Source organism: Halobacillus halophilus DSM 2266 (genome assembly GCF_000284515.1).
In the GTDB taxonomy this organism is placed as follows: Bacteria; Bacillota; Bacilli; order Bacillales; family Halobacillaceae; genus Halobacillus; species Halobacillus halophilus.
The window spans coordinates 2,937,789-2,958,397 of record NC_017668.1 but is presented as its reverse complement, the minus strand read 5'-3'; the positions used below and the strand labels follow the sequence as shown (position 1 = coordinate 2,958,397).

Genomic DNA, 20,609 nt, shown 5'->3' with positions numbered 1-20,609 from the left:
TGTTATAAGTGTTTGTTTATTTTATTGAGATATTAATAGCGTTTAGCAAGTTAGAAGAACGGATAACTTAAAAAATTGTGAAACAAAATTTATACGTCGTAAGATGATTGTTATGTCAATGTAATTTTTTTATTTTGGTTTCTATGTTATTATAATTCCATGCAGTTGCCGTTTCTTGACGTTTTTGCCAAAGAAAAGGGGTATTTATGACAAACTTAATCCGTTATAAAATGTTGTCGACTGAGCAAATTTCTGAGGACAGACGGATTCACGTGTTCGATATGCAGCAGCAACAAAAGCTATCCTTTAATTATGAATCGTTAAAGCGAACACCTAAGAATAATGCCTATGAAGAATTAACCGATTTTTTACAGAAAAGAAAATTAAAAATAGATAATGGCGTTTATGATAATGAAGAACATGCATCCTGACTAGTGCATGTTCTTTATTTATGTATAGTTAGGGAAGAATATTAAATTACAGAGCCAAAAAAGGAGGGAAAGCGTGAACAAAATAACCTTATATGTAAAGAAAAGGTGTCCGCTTTGTGAAGAGATCAGTAGTTTAGTTGAGCTGCTCACCGGGGAATATCAAATTGTGGTGCAGGAAATTGATATTGAGCAAAATGATGAACTGATGAGAAAGTATTTATTCGAAGTTCCCGTACTTGAAGTTAATGGAGATGAATTAGACTATCGTTCTATTACCTATACAGCTATAGAAGAACGCTTACATTAAAAATTCACTCACTTCTGCTTGCGCCTTCACATTCTCACTGTTAATATTACAAGTGAAAGAGATGTTTTTTGCTCCACGCGGGACATAATTTGACTACCCGGGACGTGATCCGGCCCAATCGATGGTTTTTAACATAAGGAGCTTTTCCATGCGAGACTTAATTGACTTACAAAAAAAACTTTTTCCCGAAGTGGTTGATGTAATGCAGCAGCGCTATAAACTATTGTATTATATCCAAATCATGCAGCCTGTGGGACGTCGCGCTCTGGCGGAAAACGTAGAGTTAGCAGAGCGTACTGTTCGCAGTGAAGTGGACTTCTTAAACAAGCAAGGCTCTGTAGAGATTACCTCCCGCGGGATGCATTTGACCTATGAAGGTCAAAACATTCTGGAGCAATTAGCTGAATTCATTAAAGAAGTTACAGGGATAAAGGTTTTAGAAAAGCAATTAAAGGATAAATTAAACCTAGACTATGCTGTGGTTGTTCCTGGTGATAGTGATAACCTCGACTGGGTGAAAAGTGAAATGGGAAAAGCTTGCGTCAATTATTTAAAAGACCAGCTGATCCCCCGCCAAACTATCGGCATTACTGGTGGTACGACTATGGCGGCAGTAGCTGAAATGATGACCCCTTTTCAAGATGCAGATAAATGCCTCTACGTACCTGCACGCGGAGGTCTTGGGGAAAGAGTGGAAAATCAGGCGAATACCATTTGCGCTGAAATGGCTAAAAAAGCCAAAGGGAATTATCGCTTGCTTTACGTACCTGATCCTTTAAGTGAGGATTCTTATAAGACCATTATTGAGGAACCCTCTATAAAGGAAGTACTCGAGATTATCCGAAAAGCAGGAATTATTATCCACGGTGTAGGGGATGCTGTAATGATGGCTGAAAGAAGGAAAACTTCTGCAGAACAATTGCGCCTCATTAAAAGTCGTGAAGCCGTGGGAGAAGCATTTGGTTATTACTTTAATCAAAAAGGTGAAATCGTTCATAAAGTTAGAACGGTTGGGCTTCAGTTAGAAGATCTAAAGCATGCAGAGCATGTGATTGCCGTAGCTGGAGGGCGTTCAAAAGCCCAGGCTATTGCTTCCTATTTTAAGCCGGGACAAAGTAATGTTCTTATCACCGATGAAGGTGCGGCGAAAGAGTTAATAAGGGGAATTTCCCTTTAAATATATTATGCATAGAATCCAAGGAGGAATTTTACATGACTGTAAGAATTGGTATTAACGGTTTTGGCCGTATTGGACGTAACGTTTATCGTGCTGCTTTGAAAAATGAAAGCGTAGAAGTAGTAGCAGTGAACGACTTGACAGATGCTAACATGCTTGCGCACCTGCTTCAGTATGACACGGTTCACGGTACTCTTGATGAAGAAGTTACAACAAACGGGGACAACCTGATCGTTGGCGGTAAAGAAGTTAAAGTTCTTTCCGAAAAAGATCCGGCTCAGCTTGGATGGGGCGACCTTGGTGTAGATGTAGTAATTGAATCTACAGGCCGTTTTACTCAGCGTGACGATGCTAAAAAACACTTGGATGCAGGCGCTAAGAAAGTAATCATTTCTGCACCGGCAAAACAAGAAGACCTTACAGTAGTAATGGGTGTTAACGAAGATCAATATGACAAAGATTCTCACCATGTCATTTCTAATGCTTCCTGCACAACAAACTGCCTGGCACCGTATGCAAAAGTACTGGATCAAAAATTCGGTCTTAAACGCGGTATGATGACTACTGTTCACTCTTACACGAATGATCAGCAAATTCTTGACCTGCCTCATAAAGACTATCGCCGTGCCCGTGCAGCAGCTCAAAATATTATTCCAACAACAACAGGTGCTGCTCAAGCGGTAGCGAAAGTTCTTCCACAGCTTGATGGTAAGCTAAGTGGTATGGCTATGCGTGTACCGACAGCTAACGTATCAATCGTTGACTTTGTTGCAGAACTTGAAAAAGACGTAACAGTTGAAGAAGTAAACGAAGCTCTTAAAGCAGAAGCTGAAGGCGAGCTTAAAGGCATCCTGGGATACAGTGACGAGCCTCTTGTTTCCTCTGACTATAATGGAAACACGAACTCTTCTGTAATTGATGGTTTGTCCACTCTTGCTCTTGAAAACAATATGGTTAAAGTTGTTTCTTGGTATGACAACGAATTCGGTTATTCCAATCGTTGTGTAGACTTGGCTGTTTATCTTAAAAACCAAGGCTTGTAAGAAGAAACAGATACTGAATAGTAGTAAGAATTAGTAAAGGAGGGGGTCTCATGTCCTCCTCCTTTATCCATGTTTTCAGAGATTTTGCTGCTCTCGCGTTTTCGCTGGAAACTGAAGTGGAAACGTACATAGAGGCAGGTTAATCTACCCTGACTACAAACCAAGGAGGTTGTCATTTCATGAATAAGCAAACCATTCGTGATGTAGAGGTAAACGGAAAAACTGTATTTTGCCGTGTGGACTTTAATGTTCCTATGAGCGGGGAAGAAGTTACAGATGATACTAGAATTAAAGCGGCTCTTCCAACCATTAAGCATTTGTCTGGAAATGGAGCTAAAGTTATTCTTGCCAGTCACCTTGGTCGACCAAAAGGTGAAGTCGTGAAAGAGCTTCGTTTAGATCCTGTAGCGAAACGTCTAAGTGATCTGCTCGGACAAACTGTGACGAAAACAGACCAGGTTCATGGTGAAGAAGTAAACAAAGCCATTTCTGAAATGGATAACGGCGAAGTTCTTTTAATTGAAAACGTACGCTTCCATCCTGGCGAAGAGAAAAATGATGCGGAATTATCAAAAGCATTCGCTGACATGGCAGACCTTTATGTAAATGATGCCTTCGGGGCTGCTCACCGTGCTCATTCATCGACAGCTGGTATAGCTGAACATCTGCCGGCAGTAGCTGGTTTTCTAATGGAGAAAGAAATTAATGTGCTGGGACAAGCACTTTCTGATCCAGAACGCCCGTTCACAGCTATAATTGGCGGGGCTAAAGTAAAAGATAAAATTGGTGTAATCGACAACTTGATTGATAAAGTAGATCATTTAATTATCGGTGGCGGACTTGCTTATACCTTTGTAAAAGCTCAAGGTTACGAAATCGGTAAATCTTTATTAGAGGAAGATAAGATCGATACAGCGAAAGAGTATATGAAGAAAGCTGAAGAAAAAGGTGTAGATTTCCTTATGCCTGAGGATGTGGTGGTTGCAGATGACTTTTCCGATTCAGCGAACACCGAAATAGTATCCATTGACAATATCCCGGCTGACTGGGAAGCTCTTGACATTGGTCCTAAAACAAGAGAGAAATATGCTGAAGTCATCAAAGATTCTAAACTGGTGATTTGGAATGGGCCGATGGGCGTATTTGAACTTGAAACGTTCGCGAATGGAACAAAAGCTGTAGCGAATGCTCTGTCTGAAACCAAAGGTTACACGGTTATCGGTGGTGGAGATTCTGCAGCAGCGGTAGAGAAATTCGGTTATGCAGATGATATGGATCATGTGTCAACTGGAGGCGGAGCTTCCCTTGAGTTTATGGAAGGTAAAGAGCTTCCAGGTGTCGCATTGCTAAACGATAAATAAAGGAGAGGTGAAGAAGACATGCGTAAACAAGTGATTGCAGGAAATTGGAAAATGAACAAAACACACCGTGAAGCGGAAGATTTTATTCAAACGACAAAGAATGAGGTCCCATCTTCTGATAAAGTAGAATCTGTTGTATGTGCCCCTTTCCCGTTTCTTCAGAAATTAGTAGAAGAAACAGAAGGGACCAGCTTGAAGATTGGTGCTCAGAATATGCACTTTGAAGAAAGTGGTGCATTCACAGGGGAAGTAAGCCCGGTAATGCTTAAAGAACTTGGTGTAACGTATGTAGTTCTAGGCCACTCTGAGCGTCGTGAAGTGTTTAAGGAAACCGATGAAGATATTAATAAAAAAGTTCACGCTGCGTTTAAACATGGACTTACTCCCATTATCTGTGTAGGGGAAACACTCGATCAGCGTGAAGCAGATCAAACTATGAATCATGTAGAAGCCCAAGTGAAAAAAGCTCTTGAAGGACTTACAAACGAGCAATGTGCCGATGTCATTATCGCTTATGAGCCGATCTGGGCTATTGGTACAGGTCGTACGGCTACAGCCGAACAAGCTAATGAAGTGTGCGCTCACATTCGTGAAACGGTCAGCAACTATGTGAATGCAGATGCTGCTGATGCCGTTCGTATTCAATATGGCGGCAGTGTAAAACCGGCTAATGTTGATGAAATGCTTTCCCAGTCTGATATTGACGGAGCGCTAGTTGGAGGGGCGAGCCTTGAGGCTGACTCTTTCTTAAAACTTGTGGAGGCAGGTAAACATGAGTAATCATGATTTAGCAGCTTTAATTATTCTCGACGGGTACGCCCTGCGGGATGAAGAAAAAGGCAACGCAGTTAAACAAGCGAACACCCCTAATTTCGACCGCTACTGGAACCAGTTTCCTCACGCTCAGCTAATTGCTTCCGGGGAAGCTGTTGGTCTTCCAGAAGGACAGATGGGGAATTCAGAAGTCGGCCATCTGAACATCGGAGCTGGACGCGTGGTTTATCAAAGTCTTACTCGTATCAACCTTTCCATTCGCGAGGGTGAGTTTTACGAGAATGAAGTTTTACTAGACGCAGTAAGAAACGCTAAAGCAAAAAATAAACCCCTTCATATTTTCGGGTTATTATCGGATGGCGGGATTCACAGCCACATTGACCACATGTTCGCAACACTGAATTTAGCCAAAAATGAAGGCCTTGAAGAAGTTTATATTCATGCTTTTCTTGATGGACGCGATGTGGGACAGCAATCAGCCAAGACCTATATTCAACAAACGTTGGATAAGGTAGAAGAAATCGGTGTCGGTAAGCTGGCGACGATTTCAGGGCGCTATTACGCCATGGACCGTGATAACCGCTGGGAACGAGTGAAGCTGGCTTATGATGCTATTGCTTATGGAGAAGGTCATAAGTATGAGGACCCTCTTCAGGCAGTAGAAGACTCCTATCAGAAAGAAGTCTATGATGAATTTGTTGAACCAGTAGTACTAACAGATGAGAACGGTGAGGCACAAGGTACAGTGAACGATGAAGATTCCATTATATTCTTTAACTTCCGTCCTGACCGTGCAATTCAACTATCTAGAACTTTCGCTAATGATGACTTCGATGGTTACGAAAGAGGCGACGATGCTCCAAAAAACACGTATTTTGTCGGAATGACTCAATACAGCGATGCAGTTAACAGCAAAATTGCTTTCCCACCAAAGGATCTTAAAAACACAGTTGGGGAAGTACTAGCAAACAATAATAAGAAACAGCTGCGCATTGCTGAAACGGAGAAGTATCCGCACGTAACCTTCTTTATGAGCGGCGGCCGTGAAAATGAATTTGATGGAGAGGAACGTATTCTCATTGATTCACCAAAAGTAGCGACATATGATCTGCAGCCGGAGATGAGTGCCTATGAGGTTACGGATGCTCTTTTAGGCGAGTTAGATGCCGATAAACACAATGCGATTATCCTGAACTTTGCGAATCCGGACATGGTTGGGCACTCCGGCATGCTTGAGCCGACCATTAAAGCTATTGAAGCTGTGGATGAGTGTTTAGGTAAAATTGTCGATAAGATTCATGAAAAAGGCGGACACGCCATTATTACGGCAGACCATGGAAATTCGGATGAAGTGACAACTCCGGATGGAGATGCCATGACTGCACACACTACTAATCCAGTACCTGTAATTGTTACCAAAGAAGGTGCTGAGCTTCGCACAGAAGGAGTGCTGGGAGATCTTTCTCCAACCCTTCTGGAGTTATTAAACATTGAACAGCCTGAAGAAATGACAGGTCAGTCATTAATTAAAAAATAAGGGAGAGAATTTAAATGCCATTTATTACAGACGTTTACGCACGTGAAGTATTAGACTCTCGCGGTAATCCAACTGTTGAAGTTGAAATTTATACAGAATCCGGCGCATTTGGTACGGCACTTGTACCAAGCGGAGCTTCTACTGGTGAATATGAAGCTGTAGAACTTCGTGACGGGGACAAAGATCGTTATCTTGGAAAAGGTGTAGAAAAAGCAGTAGAGAACGTGAACGAGAAAATTGCTCCTAACCTGCTTGGTATGGACGTTACTCAACAAGTGATTATTGATCAAATGATGATCGAGCTTGATGGTACTGAAAATAAGGGAGAACTAGGTGCCAACGCTATTCTTGGTGTATCCATGGCTGTAGCTCATGCAGCAGCTGACGTGGTAGGTCTTCCACTATACAAATATCTTGGAGGCTTCACGGCTAACACACTTCCAACTCCAATGATGAACATCCTAAACGGTGGAGAGCATGCAGATAACAACGTAGATATTCAAGAATTTATGATCATGCCTGTTGGTGCTCCAACGTTTAAAGAAGCTCTTCGCATGGGTGCAGAGATCTTCCACTCTCTTAAGAAGGTGCTTAAGAACAAAGGCTATAATACAGGTGTTGGTGATGAAGGCGGGTTTGCTCCAAGCCTTAAATCCAATGAAGAAGCCCTTTCCACTATTATTGAAGCGATTGAAGAAGCAGGATACAAACCTGATTCAGAAGTTAAGCTTGCGATGGACGTAGCGTCCTCTGAAATTTATGAAGATGGTAAGTACAACTTGAAAGGCGAAGGCGTTGAACGTACTTCTGAAGAAATGGTTGACTGGTATGAAGAGCTTGTAAACAAATACCCAATCGTATCCATTGAAGATGGATTGGACGAAAACGACTGGGAAGGAACCAAACTGCTTACCGATCGAATTGGCGACCGTGTACAGCTGGTAGGTGACGACTTGTTTGTTACAAACACTGAGAAACTTGGACGTGCCATTGAACAGGGTGTAGGAAATTCCATTCTTATTAAAGTGAACCAAATCGGAACACTCACGGAAACGTTCCAGGCGATTGAAATGGCCAAGCGCGCAGGCTATACAGCTGTTATTTCCCACCGTTCTGGCGAAACCGAAGATGCCACAATTGCTGATATTGCCGTAGCTACAAACGCTGGGCAAATCAAGACAGGTGCACCATCCCGTACAGACCGTGTAGCAAAGTATAATCAGCTTCTTCGTATTGAAGACCAGCTGTTTGGAACTGCTGAGTACGCAGGTGGAAAAGCATTCTACAACTTAAATAAATAATATTAGCTCAAGCCTCTCTGATTATTCAGAGAGGCTTTTTTCTATGATATGATGGATAATAGTCAGCAAAGAGTAGGAGAGCTTAAACGATGCGACGATTTTTAAAAATAATTTCAATTCTTATAGTAGCTTACGCACTGTACACAGGCTACAGCTTGTGGACTTATGGGGAAAAGGAGAATATACCCGATGCAGATGCTGCCATAGTGCTTGGTGCGGCTCAATGGAATGGAGAGCCCAGTCCTGTCTTCAAAGGACGGTTAAAACAAGCCCTTGAACTATATAAGGAGGACAAGGTGGACTATCTTATATTTACCGGCGGCGGGAGTCAAGAGGCTGCCTCTTCAGAAGCTGAAGTAGGTAAAGAATATGCAGTCAGAAATGGAATACCAAATGAAGCGATTTTAATTGAAAAACATTCTCTTGTAACGGAAGAAAATTTAATCAATGCAAAGAAAGTAGCTGCTCGTAAAGGAATTGACTCTTATCTACTAGTAAGTGATCAATTTCATCTTAAAAGAGCCGCAGGAGAGGCTGAAAACCAAGGGATGGATGTAATAGGTGTCCCGACACAATATTCGGCCTATGAGACGCTGAAAACGAAAACACCGTTCTTTTTAAGAGAGTGGGCATATTTGATGGTATATCAAATTACAAGTCTGTTTTCTTAAAGGAAGGCACTATTTAATGTCTTAATATTAAGAGTCCTAATGTTACATGAACAACATTTCACACTGTTTAAAGAAGAGGGGGGATGGCATGGAGTTGGTAGAAGCTATTGAGAATCGGCGGTCCATTCACGATTTTAGACAAGAAGAAGTACCTGAAGGTTTGTTAAACGAAATATTCACATCCGCTTCATGGGCGCCGACTCACCGTATGAAAGAGCCTTGGCAAATTTATATGTTTCAGGAAGAAGGAAAACAAGTTTATGCTGATCTAGTTTTACAAAGCTATACGAGAAAGGGCTTCTTTGAAGGATATAGCAAGGAAAAATCTCAACGGATGAAGCAGGGGATTCATGAGTTTCTAGTGAATATACCTCACCACGCTTTAATTTTCATGGAAAAGGACGCAAATGAGCACAAATACGAAGAAGATTATGCAGCCGTCTGCGCTTTTATCCAGAATGTTCAGTTGTTGGCCTGGGAAAAAGGGGTCGGAGGATTGTGGACGACTAGTCCATATTTACATGATGATGAATTTATAAAAGGTGTAGGACTGAATCCAAGTTTACATAAATTGATAGGGGTCATTCAAATGGGGTACCCAAAGAAAGTGCCAAAAGCTAAACCCAGGACTTCTATGGAAGACAAATATACGCTATTTAATTACAATTTTAAAAATAGCGTATATTAAAGGTTATTCTTGATTTCTTACAAGAGGGTTTATTAAGCTAAAGGGCCGGTTTGTTGAAGACTCAGTTACGAGATATCTTTGGTCCGTTGCCCAAAATTTGATGAGGCTGGCTGCGGAAACAACTCGCTTTCCTGCGGGGGAACTGGCAAGCCTCCTCGCTCGTTTCACTCCCTGTGGGGTCTCGCCTAGCTCCTTCTCCCGCGGGAGTCTCGTCGTTTCCTTCGCCAATCCAGCCGAGTGAGGATAACGGATGCTTTTATAAGAGAGAATGCTCTCCTTCTTAATCGGTCCTAAATGCTTTTATGACGGGCTATTTCACACCCTTATAGCATGAAAATAGCCTCATAATCCCATGCTTTTTTCTCATCAACCCGTCGATGTCTTAAATGGTTTCGAGTTTCTGATTTGGTCAGGTCCGGAGGGGGACGATTTAGACTCCTGCGGGATGAACATGATTGGTGAGATCCCGCAGGGCTGTTAAGCCCGAGGAAGCTCAGCACAAGGGATGTTCGACTAAGATCGCCACGTCCTGTGGCAACGTCGAACGACCCTGCGTCGTGCAGGGCCGGAAAGCGAAATCGTCCTCCGGAGGACCTTCCGCTCCTCCAATGTCTCGAAACTGAGTCTTCAAGTAATGGGAGCTTTACTGTAAATTCAATATGGAGGTTGAACAGAGGATAAAAAAAGCTGACGCTTATTGATTGGCGTCAGCTTTTTTATCTTCTTCATCCTTGTGATGATTGTGATGTGGCTCCTCCGGAAGAGGATCTATGGTGTGTTCGTAATCATATCCCTTGGAGACTGCCGTTCCAAACATAGCAGCAATTCCAAGGACAATAGCTACACAAACGATCATAATAATCGTAAACGTCATTGCAAACACTTCTTTCTAAATATCATAAAAAGGGGCGTTTCTCCGTTTCACACGTTTAGTTTGCCACATTCCACATGTAATTACTACCTTGATTGTGTTTTTTCTTTAACAAAATCCACCACTTCATCAGATGTGCCTTTAGAAAGTAATTCGTCTTTATAAGAAATCCAATCTTCTTTAGACAGGGTTCTGATTTGCGTACGAGCTGGAAGAATGGAAGTAGCACTCATGCTGAATTCATCAAGTCCAAGACTTAAAAGAATTGGAATGGCAATTTCGTCTCCTGCCATTTCTCCGCACATTCCGGCCCATTTGCCTTCTGCATGAGCAGCTTCAATCACATTATTAATCAAATTAAGAATGGCAGGGTTGTAAGGCTGGTACAAATAGGATACTCTTTCATTCATTCTATCAGCAGCCATCGTGTATTGGATAAGGTCATTTGTCCCAATACTGAAGAAATCCACTTCTTTTGCAAATTGACGAGCGATGACAGCTGTGGCAGGGATTTCCACCATCATACCAACTTCAATGGTTTCAGAGACCTCTTTGCCTTCGTTAACTAATTTTTCTTTCTCTTCGTCAAGGATGGCTTTTGCCTGACGGAATTCATCAAGCGTCGCAATCATTGGGAACATGATTTTTAAATTTCCATGGACACTGGCACGTAAAAGAGCACGCAGCTGTACACGGAAGATGTCGTCACGTTCCAGGCACAAACGAATCGCGCGATAACCAAGGAACGGGTTCATTTCATCAGGAAGATCCAGATAATCGAGTTCTTTGTCTCCGCCTATGTCCAGTGTTCTCACAACTACCGGCTTATCTCCCATTTGTTTCAATACGGTAGAGTAGGAATCAAATTGTTCTTCCTCTGTTGGAAGCTGACTTTTACCCATATAAAGGAATTCGGTACGGTAAAGACCTACGCCTTCGCCACCATTATTCAGTACACCGTCAACATCCTGAGGGGTACCAATATTAGCAGCAAGCTCTACATGGTCACCTTCAGCAGTCACTGTAGGCTCGTCTTTCAGTTTAGCCCACTCTTTCTTTTTCTGTTCAAAATCTTCTTGTTTCTGCTTATAGTCATTAACTTGTTCTTCGGTAGGTTCGATAATCACATCGCCATTAATTCCATCAACAATAATCAGCGAATCTTTAGGTGCTTTAGAGGTAACATCTTTCGTACCGACAACTGCAGGAATTTCCAAAGAACGAGCCATGATTGCCGAATGAGAAGTACGTCCGCCGATATCTGTGGTAAACCCTTTAACATACTGTTTGTTCAACTGCGCAGTATCAGAAGGTGTAAGATCGTCAGCCACAATAACAACTTCTTCGTTAATCAAAGCAGGGTCAGGGAATGTAACATTCAAGAGATGTGCCATAACACGTTTAGTAACATCATGGATGTCAGCAGCGCGTTCCCGCATATATTCATTGTCCATGTTCTTAAACATGTCGATGAACATGTTGGCTGTTTCATCTAAACCAGCTTCAGCGTTCACATTCTCTGCTTTTATTTTATCTTCGATTGGTTTAATCAACTCGGGGTCTGAAAGTACAAGCAAATGAGCTGAGAAAATCTCAGCGTGCTCATCGCCCAAGGTATTTTTAGTATGTTCTTTAATTTTTTCAAGTTCTGACTTAGAAACATCTAGAGCATCATGCAGGCGTTTGATCTCTTGTTCCGGTTGGTCTATATCTTTTTTACTGTAAGAAAGGTCTGGAGCTTCCAGACGGTACACTTTCGCAATAGCGATACCGCTGGAAGCTGCAATTCCTTGAAGGTTTGTCATGGGTTATTCCCCCAGCCCTTCATTCTTCATTGTAGATGCCATGTGGTCTACAGCTTCTTGTTCGTCACTGCCCTCTGCAGTGATTTTAACTTCAGCGCCTGCTGGAATACCAAGACTCATAATCCCCATAATGGATTTTAAGTTAACGGCCTTTTCTTTGTAATGAAGATTGATTTCTGATTCATACTTGCCGGCATTTTGGACAAGTACTGTGGCAGGTCGTGCGTGTACACCGTCTGAGGATGTAATTTTAAATGTTTTCTCTACCATTTTAGTTCCTCCTTAAAAATGTATTAACTTTTCAGTACCCTAACTCTATCATTTTAAGCCTTTTGGAGGTCTTTTTTCAAGAATCCTACAATGATTGCACCCAAAATTGAGCCTGCTGCAATAGCTACCAGATAAAGAATGATTTGAGTAATTCCGCCTTCTACAAGTGGAGCTACAATTACGCCGCCATGAGGAGCGCGAAGTCCAATACCAAACAACATCGTCAGCATACCAGCTAAAGCACTTCCGGCAACCATAGACGGAATCACACGGGCAGGGTCTGCCGCTGCGAATGGAATAGCTCCTTCTGTGATAAAGAACGCTCCCAGCGGGTAAGCTGCTTTTCCAGTTTCGCGTTCCTGTTTTGTAAATTTATTTTTAAAGAAAGTAGTAGCAAGTCCCATTGCTAGTGGCGGAACCATTCCACCGGCCATAGCTGCAGCAATGAAAGTAAAATTATTGGCTTCAAGTGCAGCGATCCCGAACGTATAAGCTGCTTTGTTGACTGGACCGCCCATATCGACAGCCATCATGCCTCCCACAATAATTCCGAGCAGAGCTAAGTTGGTGCCGCTCATACTATCAAGAAGATCAAACAACCAAGTATAAACACCTGTTAGAGCTGGGTTGATCAGCAACATGATCATCCCTGTTGCAAAAATAGCTAGTACCGGATAAAAGAGTACGGTTTTCAAACCATCTAAAACAGCAGGTAGTCCTTCGAGAAGCTTCTTAATGAGTAAAGTTAAATAACCTGCTAAGAAACCGGCTATTAAGCCGCCTAAGAAACCAGAACCATTTCCAGCACCTTCAGCAGATGTCTGCGTAATCGCAATCAAACCACCTACCATACCAGGAGCAAAGCCTGGACGATCTGCAATACTAGAAGCAATGAAACCAGCCAGTACTGGTACAAGAAGGAAGAAGGCATTTCCTCCGCCAATAGTACTCAGCATTTGAGCAAATTCGTTTTCGGATTCAATTCCCCAGAAGAAGGAAATGGCTATTAAAATACCACCTCCGACAACGAACGGAAGCATGTTGGAAACACCGTTCATTAAGTGTTTATAAATACCGGAACGCTGTCCTTTCTCCGCTGTTTCCTCGGATTGGTTTTTTCCACCGCCCTGATAGACAGGAGCGTCCTTGTTGACCGCTTTGTTAATTAATTCTTTTGGTTCGTGAATGGCTTTAGCTACTGGTACTTCAATAACAGGTTTGCCTTGGAAATGTTCCATTTCAACTTTTGTATCAGCAGCTACGATAATGGCATCAGCTTCAGCGATATCTTCTTTGGTCAGACGGTTTTTAACGCCACCGGAACCATTAGTCTGCACTTTAATATTTACGCCCATTTCCTTTGCAGTTGCTTTCAATTTGTCAGCTGCCATATAGGTGTGTGCAATTCCTGTCGGGCATGCGGTAACCGCTAAGATTTTTCCAGCCGAAGTACTTTCTTCAGCTTCGTCGTCTCCATCTTCTTCAGCTTCTTTTGCGTTAATGGCTTCTATCACTTCGTCTTCCGTTTTCGCTTGCTCCAACTTAGAACGAAAATTAGTATCCATCAAAAATGAAGATAGACGTGATAATGTTTCTAAGTGAGCATTATTGGCCCCTTCAGAAGCAGCAATCATGAAAAATAAATTTGTCGGCTGGCCATCCAGCGATTCATAATCCAACCCTTCTTGAGATCGTCCAAATGCGATAGCAGGGTCTTTTACAGAGCCTGTCTTTGCATGTGGGATGGCGATTCCTTCTCCGATACCCGTGGTACTTTGATCTTCACGAGCCTGAATAGCCTGCTTAAACTCATCGCGGTCATTTAACTTACCGGCTTTATCCAGCTTTCCAATGAGTTCATCGATCGCTTCCGGTTTAGAAGAAGCGGTCATGTTTAACAGAATTGTTTCTTTAGTCAATAATTCTGTGATTTTCATTAGGTTTCCCTCCTATATTTAATGAAGAAATCTTAACTTCTTCCAAAAGCTCCTCTACATCTTCGGCGGTGCATAAATCATCTTGAAAGGCGGTAGCACTCCCGGAAGCAACACCAACACGGAAAGCCTCTTCTGTCGATTTTCCTTGTGCCATGGATGCAAGAAACCCGGAAACTACAGAGTCACCCGCGCCGACTGAATTTTTCAGCTGGCCTTTAGGAACGTTGGAGTAGAGCTGCTGGTCAGGGCCTATATATACAGCACCATCTCCACCCATGGAGACAATCACGTGTTGAACACCTTGGTCTGCAAGCTTTTTACCATAATGCGCAGCCTTTTCCATAGAATCAATGCTTACGTTAAATAATTCACCCAATTCATGGTGGTTCGGTTTAAGCAAATAGATAGGGCGGCCGACCAGCTGCTTTAATGCTTTTCCAGAAGTATCGACAGCTAATTTAGTGCGATTCTTACTGCACATATCGGCAATGGTTATATAAAAATCTTCTGGTAAAGAAGAAGGCACGCTCCCCGCAAGGATCAGTGTGTCCTCGCTAGTCAAAGTTCGTACCTGCTCGAGAAGTTCTTCCTGATGCTTAGAGGATAATATGGGTCCAGGACCATTGATCTCCGATTCTTGCTGACTTTTTAACTTTACATTCACCCTTGTATTTTGCTCGGTATCGATAAATTGATGATTAATTTCCTCATTATTCAAAAAGTCTTTAACAAATTCACCGGTAAACCCGCCTGTAAAGCCCAGGGCAATTGTATTAACTCCTAGTCTTGCCATTACCCGGGAAACGTTAATACCTTTTCCGCCAGGATAGTAAAACGTCTGGGTTGCACGGTTCAGGTCTCCAGGCTTGAATTCGTCCACATTCATTACATAATCAATGGACGGATTCAGTGTGCACGTATAAATCATGCGGTCACAACCTTTATATTAGTTTTTTCTTTGTAATTGTTTAAGTACAGTCCTTCATAATTTGTCAAAATGTAAGCCTCGTCGAGATTGGCAAATTTTCCAAAGGATATTTCTTCAAACTTAGAATGGTCAGCTAAAACATAGCGTTCCTGAGATAAAGATAAAGCTGTGCTTTTAATAGCAGCTTCTTCAGGGTCTGGTGTAGAAAAACCTTCCTTTAAGGAAATACCGTTAGTCCCCATAAAGCACTGGTCAAATCGGTATTGTTGAAGGTTCTGCATGGCCACTGTGCCAATCACGGCTCTTGTCCGATGCTTTACATAACCGCCAACTACATAAGTTTTGATTTGATACTCAGTGAGTTTATCGAGTTGATCGAGCCCATTTGTGACTACTGTAATGTCCTTACCATATAAGTAAGAAATCATTTCGTAGGTTGTGGAGCCTGCATCGAGAAAAATGCAATCACCGTCTCTGACGAGTGAAGCCGCATAGCTGGCAATAGCATTTTTTTCTTTATGGTACTTTGTGATTTTTTCCCCCATGCTTGGCTCGTCGCTCGCTGAAGCTCTTAGAGATGCTCCACCGTGGACTCTGCGAAGTAGACCTTCCTGCTCTAATTGGTCTAAGTCACGGCGAATCGTGGATTCCGAGGCTCCTGTTGATTGCACCAGATCTTTAATTTTCGCCGTATGATATTTTTTGACGGTTTCCAAAATGATCTGATGTCGTTCTGGAGTCAGCATAGGCACCTCTCCTTTCTTTATCTCAATACCTATAATAAAGAAAACCCTTACATAAATCAAGCAAAAACATTCAAAAATTATCAAAAACAATCAATTTCTATAATAAACCTTCAACTTATCCTTCCACGCTTTACATGATCTATCCCGCAAAGGCTTGGACGATCACCTCTAGGAAGAGGCTAGTAGAGAGTTTAAATTTTCTTGATGCTATAATGGTTTTATGCTACATTTAATCTAGTGATTTGTACGTTCATAGGAGGTGTTGGCACAACATGGAAACACTCGCGATAACTTTATTGACTATTGATACAATAGCTTTAATTGTTCTAGTGCTGTTGCAATCAGGAAAAAGTGCCGGACTATCAGGAGCTATATCTGGTGGGGCGGAGCAATTGTTCGGTAAGCAAAAGGCTAGAGGAATTGATGCTGTATTGCATAAAGCTACAATCGTAACAGGTGTCTTATTTTTTGTCCTGGCTTTCTTGTCAGCCTATATTTTAGGTTAAAGAATGCGAAAGTAGAACCGCGCTGATCTCTTAGCGCGGTTTTTTATTATGATCGATAAGTATTTACACGAAGAGTATAATTTGTCATATAAGCTCAAAAAAAGTAGCCGAGAGTTAATTTTGGTAAGCTGGAAACAGGGTTATAAGAATGAAAATAGGAAATAAGGAAATAGATGAAGTAAGGAGAGAATGATATGAAGATTAAACAACCACAACCTTTTACGTTTGAAGAAGGAGAGCGTGCGGTATTATTATTACATGGTTTTACAGGACATTCCGCTGATGTCCGTATGCTCGGAAGATTTCTGCAAAAGCACGGCTACACGAGTCACGGTCCGATATACCGAGGTCATGGTAAAGAATTGGAAGCTTTAATTGATGCAAGACCTGAAGATTGGTGGACGGATGTAAAAGCTTCCTTGAACCATCTGCGAGATCTTGGTTATCAAAAAATAGCCGTGGCTGGTCTGTCCCTTGGAGGAGTGCTGGGGTTGAAGCTTGCCTATTCTGAGCCGATAAAAGGCTTAGTTACCATGTGCTCGCCTATGTTTTTTGATAATGAAAAGCAGTTAACCCGTGGGTTTGAAGCAAAAGCACGGCAGTATAAGCAGCTTGAGGGGAAAGATCAGGAAACGATTAATAAAGAGGTAGACGAATTATTAAAAGAATCAGAAGAAATGTTTAAGCAATTAGGCGGATTTATTAACGAAGTTCATGATGAAGTGGATCAGATTTACACGCCAACCTTTGTAGTACAAGCAGAAAAAGATGAAATGATTAACAAAGATAGCGCAAACTATATTTATGAACAAGTGGAATCCAACCAAAAAGATATAAAATGGTACAAGGACTCTGGCCATGTCATTACAATGGGGAAAGAAAAGGAACAGCTCCATGAGGATATTCTTGAATTTCTTGAATCATTGGACTGGTCCTAATCACCAGAATCTTTGGCCTTTACATTTAGAGGAGGTTATACAAATTGAGCACAGACTTAAAACAACAAATATTAACATTTTTTAAAGAAACGGCATCTAAGCCATTATCTGTACAAGAATTAGAAGAAACGATGGAATTTGAAGAAACCAATGAATTCAAAGACCTCATGAAAGCGTTGAATGAGTTGGAGGAAGAAGGAGAACTTGTAAGAACCAGAAAGAACAGGTTCGGTCTTCCTGAGAAAATGAACCTTATTCGAGGCCGAATCCAGATGCATGCAAAGGGTTTTGCTTTTCTCATACCAGATGAAGAAGACAAAGATGATGTCTACCTTCATCATTCTGATCTTCATTCAGCCATGAACAATGACAAAGTAATGGTTCGAATTGAAAAAAGAGATGAGCAAGGAAATCGTCCAGAAGGCACTGTGATTCGTATATTAGAACGAGCAACTACACGAATAGTCGGAACGTACGAATCAAGCCGGAATTTCGGTTTTGTTATAGCCGATGATAAAAGGATCCCTAATGATATCTTTATTCCTAAAGGGCAGACAAATGGAGCCGCTGATGGCCATAAAGTGATTGTAAATATAACGAAATTTCCGGAAGAACGCATGAGTGCAGAAGGGGAGATCGTAGAAATACTTGGCCATAAGAATGACCCGGGGATTGATATCATCTCTATTATTCATAAACACGGAATTAAAGTGGGTTTCCCAGATGAAGTTCTTAAGCAGGCTGGAGAAACACCAGATCAGATAAGTGAAGAGGAAATTAAAAACAGACGCGACCTTCGGGACGAAACAATCGTAACGATTGATGGTGCGGACGCTAAAGATCTGGACGATGCCGTTACAGTTAAGAAGCTTGATAATGGGAACTTTAAACTTGGTGTTCACATTGCGGATGTCACGTATTATGTGGATGAAGGTTCTCCGATTGATAAAGAAGCTCGAGAGCGTGCTACAAGTGTTTATTTAGTAGACCGTGTGATTCCTATGATTCCGCACCGTCTTTCTAACGGAATTTGTTCTTTAAACCCGCACGTAGACCGGCTTACCCTTTCCTGTGAAATGGAAATTAATAAGAGTGGCGACGTAGTAGAACACGAAATCTTTCAAAGTGTAATTAAAACCAATGAACGAATGACCTACAGAGACGTGAATAAAATTCTTGAGGACGAAGATCAAGAGCTAATTAAGAAATATGAAAACCTGGTGCCTATGTTCCGTGATATGGCTGCTTTGGCTAAAACCCTTCGCGGCAAACGTATGGACCGTGGTGCTATTGACTTTGACTTTAAAGAAGCCGGAGTCATTGTAGACGAAGAAGGAAAAGCTGTTGATGTTAAACTTCGGGAACGGTCAGTTGCGGAGCGCTTAATAGAAGAATTCATGCTTGCCGCTAACGAAACCATTGCAGAGCACTTCCACTGGATGGATGTTCCGTTCATTCATAGAATTCACCAGGACCCAGATGAAAGCAAGCTTCAAAACTTCTTTGAATTTGTAGCTAATCTTGGGTATGCAGTAAAAGGAACAGCAGATAATGTTCATCCTCAGGCCCTTCAAAAAGTTCTAGAAGAAGTGAAAGGTACACAGGAGGACATGATTATTTCAAAATTGATGCTGCGGTCCATGCAGCAGGCTAAATATGACCCTCAAAGCCTGGGCCATTTTGGTTTAGCTACTGATTACTACACTCATTTCACTTCGCCGATACGTCGTTATCCTGACTTAATTGTCCACCGTCTGATTCGCACGTATCTGGTGGAAGATAAGCTGGATTATAAAACCCGTAAACACTGGAAGGACCAGATGCCTGAAATAGCTAGACACTCTTCCGAAATGGAACGAGCAGCGGTCGATGCTGAGCGTGAAACGGACGATTTGAAGAAAGCCGAATTTATGCAGGATAAGGTTGGGGAAGAATATGAAGGTGTAATCAGCTCTGTAACAAGCTTTGGCATGTTTGTTGAACTTCCGAATACAGTTGAGGGTCTCGTTCACGTGAGTACACTAACTGATGACTACTACCATTTCCATGAGAAACAATTTGCTATGATTGGTGAACGTACGGGCAACGTGTTTCGGATTGGGGATGAAGTAACCATTCGAGTAACCAATGTGAATCTTGACGAGCGTGTTGTTGACTTTGAAATTGATGGAATGAAGCCGAGAAAAGAACGTAAACGTCCTGCCCAGCCAAAACAGATTAATTCTAAAGGGCCGGATAAGAAAAAAGAAAAGAAAAAGAGCAAGCAAAAGGGTAATAAACCTTTTTATAGAAATAAAGGTGTACCGAAAAAAGGCAGCAAAAAAAAGAAGTAAAATAAAAACGCGCGAGTTGCTTCGCGCGTTTTTTCAAGTAGTGGTATCCTATTTCCATTTGCCGTATAACATCCATGGTTCCTGAACGTAGTAAGGAGACAAATCCGGAATTTTTTTAAACCCTTCCGCTGAGAAATCAATCCAGCAGCCTGCGTTATTAGGATGCTGTTTCCAGTGGTGAAGAATCGTTTCAAAGAAACCAGATTGGTTATAGTGATCGTCCCAGAAATATTTCACATGGGAGTAATCAAATTTTTTTGTGTCATTTTTTACGATTACAAATCGAGAGGCATCAGGTTTTTGGTAAAAAGAAGATTCTTCAAGATATTGATCAGTAAACAAGGCTTTATCATAAGGTAGCGGATAGTAGCATTCAAAAGGGAAAACACCAGGGTCGTTTATTAAATTGAGTAACTCCTTTTTATGCTGAAGGCTGGTTACTTCCTCCCAAACAGGACCCGGCTTATGATCGGTTAATAGCTCCGGAGAGCTCAGGGTCAAGAAATGGAGTACAGGACCTTCTTTAAGCGATAATTTCTGCAGGACTCTTCTGGCGGCAAGGTTATGGAGATGAGTATTTGCTCCCACCCAGGCTACCTGAGGATCTCGGAAAAGCCGGTCTACAATTGGCTGCAGGAGTTCGGTAGCATTTCCCTTCATCAGCATCCGCCGGTCACTTCGTAAACGGCCCAGCATGGCAAATTTACCGTTGCCAAATAAGCTATAGCCGCCTACTGCTAACATTTTTCCTTCTCTAAAAAGACCGAAAATCTCATGACTATCAGATTCAATTAGTCTTTCAAAAATTCGTAGGACATAATCATCTTCAATTCCAGTATCCATGGCTTCAAGTGCCGGTCGGTCTTTATGTGTTAAAGGCTGGACATTCATAACTTGTTCCATTCAGGAAACTCCTTTGTTGATCATTTTCCAGAATTATATTCTCATTAATATACTAAAAAGTCCATTAATTTTGCTTCCGTCC

At 41.8% G+C, this 20,609-nt stretch carries 20 protein-coding genes; 13 read left to right on the top strand and 7 right to left on the bottom strand.

The genetic code is table 11. The annotated features are described in order from the left end of the window. Positions 1-206: 206 nt before the first annotated feature. From HBHAL_RS14690 to HBHAL_RS14645, 10 genes are all read left to right on the top strand, one after another. Positions 207-431 (top strand): hypothetical protein, encoded by a 225-nt coding sequence (locus tag HBHAL_RS14690; protein ID WP_014644239.1) that lies wholly within the window; start codon positions 207-209, stop codon positions 429-431. A 73-nt stretch (positions 432-504) separates the two neighbouring features. Next, positions 505-738: a glutaredoxin family protein gene (locus HBHAL_RS14685; protein WP_014644238.1), complete on the top strand. Its 234-nt coding sequence runs from the start codon at positions 505-507 to the stop codon at positions 736-738. Between the two features lie 148 nt (positions 739-886). Beyond that, positions 887-1,915, top strand: coding sequence for a sugar-binding transcriptional regulator (locus HBHAL_RS14680; RefSeq protein ID WP_014644237.1), 1,029 nt, complete (start codon positions 887-889; stop codon positions 1,913-1,915). Between the two features lie 35 nt (positions 1,916-1,950). After that, positions 1,951-2,958, top strand: a complete 1,008-nt coding sequence (gene gap / locus HBHAL_RS14675) for a type I glyceraldehyde-3-phosphate dehydrogenase (protein ID WP_014644236.1) — start codon at positions 1,951-1,953, stop codon at positions 2,956-2,958. Between the two features lie 179 nt (positions 2,959-3,137). Then, on the top strand, positions 3,138-4,319 hold the full coding sequence (locus HBHAL_RS14670) for a phosphoglycerate kinase (protein WP_014644235.1): 1,182 nt from the start codon (positions 3,138-3,140) through the stop codon (positions 4,317-4,319). A gap of 18 nt (positions 4,320-4,337) precedes the next feature. Further along, a complete protein-coding gene (gene tpiA / locus HBHAL_RS14665; protein WP_014644234.1) occupies positions 4,338-5,099 on the top strand; it encodes a triose-phosphate isomerase in 762 nt (253 codons plus the stop codon). Further along, on the top strand, positions 5,092-6,630 hold the full coding sequence (gene gpmI / locus HBHAL_RS14660) for a 2,3-bisphosphoglycerate-independent phosphoglycerate mutase (RefSeq protein ID WP_014644233.1): 1,539 nt from the start codon (positions 5,092-5,094) through the stop codon (positions 6,628-6,630). The genes tpiA and gpmI overlap by 8 nt, the downstream gene beginning before the upstream one ends. Positions 6,631-6,644: 14 nt before the next feature. Further along, a complete protein-coding gene (gene eno / locus HBHAL_RS14655; RefSeq protein ID WP_014644232.1) occupies positions 6,645-7,931 on the top strand; it encodes a phosphopyruvate hydratase in 1,287 nt (428 codons plus the stop codon). Positions 7,932-8,020: 89 nt separating this feature from the next. Further along, entirely contained in the window at positions 8,021-8,602 is a 582-nt protein-coding gene (locus HBHAL_RS14650; protein WP_014644231.1) for a YdcF family protein, read from the top strand. A gap of 88 nt (positions 8,603-8,690) precedes the next feature. Further along, on the top strand, positions 8,691-9,290 hold the full coding sequence (locus HBHAL_RS14645) for a nitroreductase family protein (RefSeq protein WP_014644230.1): 600 nt from the start codon (positions 8,691-8,693) through the stop codon (positions 9,288-9,290). A gap of 694 nt (positions 9,291-9,984) precedes the next feature. On the opposite strand, the gene ytzI is transcribed toward HBHAL_RS14645, so the two are convergent. From ytzI to HBHAL_RS14615, 6 genes are all read right to left on the bottom strand, one after another. Then, complete coding sequence (ytzI, locus tag HBHAL_RS14640) at positions 9,985-10,164, bottom strand: YtzI protein (RefSeq protein WP_041601395.1); 180 nt, start codon at positions 10,162-10,164, stop codon at positions 9,985-9,987. 83 nt (positions 10,165-10,247) lie between these two features. Next, complete coding sequence (gene ptsP, locus HBHAL_RS14635) at positions 10,248-11,966, bottom strand: phosphoenolpyruvate--protein phosphotransferase (RefSeq protein WP_014644228.1); 1,719 nt, start codon at positions 11,964-11,966, stop codon at positions 10,248-10,250. Positions 11,967-11,969: 3 nt separating this feature from the next. Then, positions 11,970-12,236, bottom strand: a complete 267-nt coding sequence (locus HBHAL_RS14630) for a phosphocarrier protein HPr (RefSeq protein WP_014644227.1) — start codon at positions 12,234-12,236, stop codon at positions 11,970-11,972. Between the two features lie 53 nt (positions 12,237-12,289). Then, positions 12,290-14,173: a PTS fructose transporter subunit IIABC gene (locus tag HBHAL_RS14625; RefSeq protein WP_014644226.1), complete on the bottom strand. Its 1,884-nt coding sequence runs from the start codon at positions 14,171-14,173 to the stop codon at positions 12,290-12,292. After that, positions 14,148-15,101: a 1-phosphofructokinase gene (gene pfkB / locus HBHAL_RS14620; protein WP_014644225.1), complete on the bottom strand. Its 954-nt coding sequence runs from the start codon at positions 15,099-15,101 to the stop codon at positions 14,148-14,150. Before pfkB ends, HBHAL_RS14625 begins: the two co-directional genes overlap by 26 nt. Then, positions 15,098-15,847, bottom strand: coding sequence for a DeoR/GlpR family DNA-binding transcription regulator (locus HBHAL_RS14615; protein WP_014644224.1), 750 nt, complete (start codon positions 15,845-15,847; stop codon positions 15,098-15,100). Before HBHAL_RS14615 ends, pfkB begins: the two co-directional genes overlap by 4 nt. Before the next feature lie 272 nt (positions 15,848-16,119). Between HBHAL_RS14615 and secG the strand changes: the two genes are divergently transcribed. The 3 genes from secG to rnr all read left to right on the top strand — a co-directional run bounded on the left by secG (position 16,120) and on the right by rnr (position 19,624). Then, the gene (gene secG, locus HBHAL_RS14610; protein ID WP_014644223.1) at positions 16,120-16,353 is read left to right on the top strand and encodes a preprotein translocase subunit SecG; all 234 of its coding nucleotides are present in this window, start codon (positions 16,120-16,122) and stop codon (positions 16,351-16,353) included. Between the two features lie 194 nt (positions 16,354-16,547). After that, a complete protein-coding gene (locus HBHAL_RS14605) occupies positions 16,548-17,291 on the top strand; it encodes an alpha/beta hydrolase (protein ID WP_014644222.1) in 744 nt (247 codons plus the stop codon). Positions 17,292-17,335: 44 nt separating this feature from the next. Beyond that, positions 17,336-19,624, top strand: coding sequence for a ribonuclease R (gene rnr, locus HBHAL_RS14600; protein ID WP_014644221.1), 2,289 nt, complete (start codon positions 17,336-17,338; stop codon positions 19,622-19,624). 48 nt (positions 19,625-19,672) lie between these two features. Here the strand turns inward: rnr and HBHAL_RS14595 are convergent, their stop codons facing one another. Continuing rightward, entirely contained in the window at positions 19,673-20,527 is an 855-nt protein-coding gene (locus HBHAL_RS14595; RefSeq protein WP_014644220.1) for a GNAT family N-acetyltransferase, read from the bottom strand. Positions 20,528-20,609 lie beyond the last annotated feature (82 nt).

Bases quoted from the DNA above. Each gene is read 5' to 3' on its own strand.
- eno (WP_014644232.1), top strand. From the start codon at position 6,645: ATGCCATTTATTACAGACGTTTACGCACGTGAAGTATTAGACTCTCGC.
- HBHAL_RS14690 (WP_014644239.1), top strand. From the start codon at position 207: ATGACAAACTTAATCCGTTATAAAATGTTGTCGACTGAGCAAATTTCT.
- secG (WP_014644223.1), top strand. From the start codon at position 16,120: ATGGAAACACTCGCGATAACTTTATTGACTATTGATACAATAGCTTTA.
- HBHAL_RS14615 (WP_014644224.1), bottom strand. From the start codon at position 15,847: ATGCTGACTCCAGAACGACATCAGATCATTTTGGAAACCGTCAAAAAA.
- HBHAL_RS14645 (WP_014644230.1), top strand. From the start codon at position 8,691: ATGGAGTTGGTAGAAGCTATTGAGAATCGGCGGTCCATTCACGATTTT.
- tpiA (WP_014644234.1), top strand. From the start codon at position 4,338: ATGCGTAAACAAGTGATTGCAGGAAATTGGAAAATGAACAAAACACAC.
- HBHAL_RS14625 (WP_014644226.1), bottom strand. From the start codon at position 14,173: ATGAAAATCACAGAATTATTGACTAAAGAAACAATTCTGTTAAACATG.
- HBHAL_RS14650 (WP_014644231.1), top strand. From the start codon at position 8,021: ATGCGACGATTTTTAAAAATAATTTCAATTCTTATAGTAGCTTACGCA.
- HBHAL_RS14670 (WP_014644235.1), top strand. From the start codon at position 3,138: ATGAATAAGCAAACCATTCGTGATGTAGAGGTAAACGGAAAAACTGTA.
- HBHAL_RS14680 (WP_014644237.1), top strand. From the start codon at position 887: ATGCGAGACTTAATTGACTTACAAAAAAAACTTTTTCCCGAAGTGGTT.
- HBHAL_RS14630 (WP_014644227.1), bottom strand. From the start codon at position 12,236: ATGGTAGAGAAAACATTTAAAATTACATCCTCAGACGGTGTACACGCA.
- HBHAL_RS14595 (WP_014644220.1), bottom strand. From the start codon at position 20,527: ATGGAACAAGTTATGAATGTCCAGCCTTTAACACATAAAGACCGACCG.
- HBHAL_RS14605 (WP_014644222.1), top strand. From the start codon at position 16,548: ATGAAGATTAAACAACCACAACCTTTTACGTTTGAAGAAGGAGAGCGT.
- gpmI (WP_014644233.1), top strand. From the start codon at position 5,092: ATGAGTAATCATGATTTAGCAGCTTTAATTATTCTCGACGGGTACGCC.
- gap (WP_014644236.1), top strand. From the start codon at position 1,951: ATGACTGTAAGAATTGGTATTAACGGTTTTGGCCGTATTGGACGTAAC.
- ytzI (WP_041601395.1), bottom strand. From the start codon at position 10,164: ATGACGTTTACGATTATTATGATCGTTTGTGTAGCTATTGTCCTTGGA.
- ptsP (WP_014644228.1), bottom strand. From the start codon at position 11,966: ATGACAAACCTTCAAGGAATTGCAGCTTCCAGCGGTATCGCTATTGCG.
- pfkB (WP_014644225.1), bottom strand. From the start codon at position 15,101: ATGATTTATACGTGCACACTGAATCCGTCCATTGATTATGTAATGAAT.